Origin of the sequence: Streptomyces sp. NPDC059900 (assembly GCF_050270335.1) — a bacterium.
Taxonomy (GTDB): domain Bacteria; phylum Actinomycetota; class Actinomycetes; order Streptomycetales; family Streptomycetaceae; genus Streptomyces.
This window is the reverse complement of the sequence record NZ_JBNNJZ010000759.1, coordinates 1-3,276: the sequence shown is the minus strand read 5'-3', so window position 1 is coordinate 3,276 and position 3,276 is coordinate 1. Positions and strand designations below refer to the sequence as shown.

Here is a 3,276-nt window from a genome sequence, read left to right as displayed (position 1 = left end):
CAACAAAGGTGCATTCTCTGCTAACGTGCGATGTCATGGCGGCGAAGACGGCCGAGCAAGGGCTCGTGGACCAATGGCGCGACATCCTCGCGGTGCACGCGCGCACCCTGTGCGAAATCGACGGCGCCCTGCGTGAGCACGGCCTCGGGGCGAGCGACTTCGAAGTGCTCGACGTGCTGTCCGAGGGCGCGGCGGCGGACGGCGATTGCGCCTATCGCGTGCAGGACATCGCGGGCCGGGTGCACCTGAGCCAGAGCGCGCTGTCCCGCCTCATCGGCCGCCTGGAGAAGGACGGCCTGGTGGAGCGCGCCATGTGCAGCGAGGACCGGCGCGGTGTGCGGGTCGTGCTCACCGGCAAGGGGCGTCGCCTGCACGCGCAGGTGCGGCCGATCCAGCGCGCGGTGCTCGAACGGACGCTGGGGCAAACGGCCTCCGCATAGCCGGCAGGCGCACGCTCCGCACGACCGGCGGGCTCACACCCCCGACGTCTGGCTCCAGAGCGCGCTCAGCGCGGTGTCGCCGGTGACGTGCGGGAACGGCCCCCGGTTCCACAGCGCGAGATAGAGCTGCCCGGCGGGGCCCGACAGCTCGCATTCCGCCCGGCCGCCGTCGCCCCGCTCCGTGACGGGCGGCTCCTGCGAGAGGCGCACGGTCCATACGGCGTCCGTGTCCGTCGCCCGTACGCGAAGCATGCGGGGCTCCTGCGTGCGCACCCGGCTGCGCGAGCGTGCGTGGAACCCGCGCAGCAACTCGTCGATCCCGTCCGCCGCGAACGCCGTGCCGATCGGCGACGGTGCGCCCCCGCGCGCGGACTCGGCGTCCACGCGGTGGATCGCCGTCTCGTTCGCCTGCCGTCGCGCCCAGAACGCCAGCGGGGACGGCGCGGGCAGGAACGCCCAGCACTCCACGTCGGCCGCGGCAGCCCGCAGCGTCGACACCAGGTCGCCGTGCGCCTGCCGGTACCAGTCGATCAGGGCGGCGCCGTCCAGGTCCGGCGGATCGCCGATGGGCCGCGGCTCCGGGTGCCCCTCGGCGACGAAGGCCGCGGCCCACCGGTGCACCGCCCCCGTGTGCCCCAGCAGATCGCGCACGGTCCAGTCGGGACAGGTGGCCACCTTGGCACCTGTCCCGGCGGTTTCGGCGGCGCGGGCCAGCAATCGGCCCTCGGCGTCGAGAACTTCGAGGTGCTCGGCAATCTCCATGGGGGGATTGTGCCGGACGCGGCGCGCTCGGCGGATCTCGAACGGGCAGTTCGGGGCCGGGGCTTGGGCGCGGGCGCTTCCTCCGGCGCCGGGCTTCCCCCTCTTTGGCCGGATCCCGCCGCGGCCGCGGCGGCCCCCTGCGGCAGGCGCTCGGCTCGGCGGGGGCTTTGCGGGTGCCACCCGTTGCGTTCCGGCCAGTAAACTGCGCGCGCTCAGAAGCGACGCGCGAGGCAAGGGGTAACGGTGGCAAACGGGGGATATCAGGGCTGGGGACCGGCGAACGGCGCGCCGCGGCCAGGCGGCGGCCCGGATCCGTACGGCCCGCCGCCGAACCCGTACCTGCCCCCGCAGCCGCAACCGGGCCCGCCTCCGCACCCGTACCCCTATCCGCAACCGCAACCGCCGCGGCCCGTCCGGCGGCGTTCCGGCTGTGCGCTGTTCTTCGTCTCGCCGCTCATCCCGGTGATCCGCTCCGCCCGCCGCCGCGCCGAGGCGATCTTCAACCAGCCGGGTGCGGGCCGCGTCGAGGACCGGATCGTGACCCGGGTGCAGCTGTGGCGCGCGATCGCCGGCGCGATCGCGAGCCTCGCCCTGATCTACGCCTACGGCGCGGACGAGGGCTGGAGCGGCGTGGCCAACGACGGCGTCGTGAAGGTGATCCTCGCCCCGCTGCTGCTCATCTTCACCGGGCCGCTCGTCGTTCTCGGCTTCATCCGCTACGCGCCCGCCCCGCAACGGCGCTTGCTCCGATCCCGGCTGCGCGCGCCGCTCAAGGCCGTGGGCTGGTACGTCGGCATCCTGGTGGGCGTCGGACTCGTCCTGGCGGGCAGCGCCGTCTTCCTGAAGCAGAACTACGGAACGCTCCTGAACGGCCTCGTGGCGCTCGCGCTGCTCATCGGTCTCGTCTGGCTCCTCCCGTTCCTCTTCTTCGCCTCCGCCTACGCGGCCCGCTACGCCTTCAACACGTCGAACGTGCACGCCGCTCTCCCGGCCGCGCTCACCGTCGTACTCGTCTGGGAGCTGATGCTCTGCAGTCTGGCGCTCGACGGCGGGCTGCCGCACGGGCCGCCGGCCGCACAGTGGTGTGCGGTCCTCGGCGGCCCGGTGTCCGTGACCGCGGTCGCCCTGTGGGAACTGCACCGGATGCGCACCCGCCACGGCGTCCGCATCCGGCCGTAGGGGCGATGCCAACGGGGGGTCAAATCCAGCCCAGTTGATAATTCCGCTACGGCTCACAATCGCCGGTGGCGGCAACCGGGGCAACTCGCGTCGTCACAGGTCACAGGGTGTGTCCACGTCGTCACGGCGTCCGGGGGCCCGCACTGGAGGGGTCGTCCAGTCCCAAAGGTTGAACACGAATTCCACACACCCCCTCTACAGGGCGACCCCGATGGTCTAAATTGACCGTGCTTCAGCTGTTCGGGCATGAAGCGACCGACAATCATCAATAGGTTCGGCGCTAGAGACAGGCAGCAGCCGCGTCCCCGGCGCCAGGCGCAGAGGTGGTCAACTCCGGTACCGGTAAAGGGACTTGGGTGCGGGGAGCACCCGGGGTCCGGACTGGTTCCAGGGCACCTCGAACGTCTGGCAGGTCACGCGAATCTGCTGCCTGTCAGGGTGAGTTGTGCCCATAGCGGCGAACCGGCCGTGATTTGCCATGCGCGGGAGGCGGGGGCCTCCCGAGGGGGAAGAACGGCGCAACGCGGGAGGCGGGGGCCTCCCGTAGGGGGATGAACAGCGCGGCGCGGGGGGCGGGGGTCTCCCGAGGGAACGACTTGCGACCTGTGGGGGGTCCTGTGCAGCAGGGGGAATTAGTCGACCCGTTTCCGCCGGCGCCTCATGGGCGCCTGGCGAACGGGACCATCAGCCGACCGGCGAGCGACTGGGAGCAGCGGTACCGACGTACCGTGATCACCAGCGACACGGTCGTCACCGCCTTCGTGGTGGCGTCCATCGGGATCTTCTTCGGAGCCCGGGACGCGGCCAACTGGCACGAGAAGTGGGGAATCCTCGCCTTCGGCACCGAACTCCTAGTGCTGGGAGCGCTTGCGGTGAGCCGGGCCTGGGCCCCGGC

At 71.9% G+C, this 3,276-nt stretch carries 3 protein-coding genes and 1 pseudogene; 3 read left to right on the top strand and 1 reads right to left on the bottom strand.

Translation table 11 applies throughout. The annotated features are described in order from the left end of the window. The first annotated feature begins 35 nt into the window (after positions 1 to 35). Complete coding sequence (locus tag ACQKIP_RS43430; RefSeq protein ID WP_365859831.1) at positions 36 to 440, top strand: MarR family winged helix-turn-helix transcriptional regulator; 405 nt, start codon at positions 36 to 38, stop codon at positions 438 to 440. Positions 441 to 473: 33 nt separating this feature from the next. Here the strand turns inward: ACQKIP_RS43430 and ACQKIP_RS43425 are convergent, their stop codons facing one another. Next, entirely contained in the window at positions 474 to 1,202 is a 729-nt protein-coding gene (locus tag ACQKIP_RS43425; RefSeq protein ID WP_365859830.1) for a maleylpyruvate isomerase family mycothiol-dependent enzyme, read from the bottom strand. A gap of 462 nt (positions 1,203 to 1,664) precedes the next feature. Here ACQKIP_RS43425 and ACQKIP_RS43420 point away from each other — a divergent pair, with 462 nt between their 5' ends. Continuing rightward, positions 1,665 to 2,381, top strand: coding sequence for a hypothetical protein (locus tag ACQKIP_RS43420; RefSeq protein ID WP_365859829.1), 717 nt, complete (start codon positions 1,665 to 1,667; stop codon positions 2,379 to 2,381). 617 nt (positions 2,382 to 2,998) lie between these two features. Next, positions 2,999 to 3,276: pseudogene (locus ACQKIP_RS43415) on the top strand (sugar transferase); the annotation flags it as partial.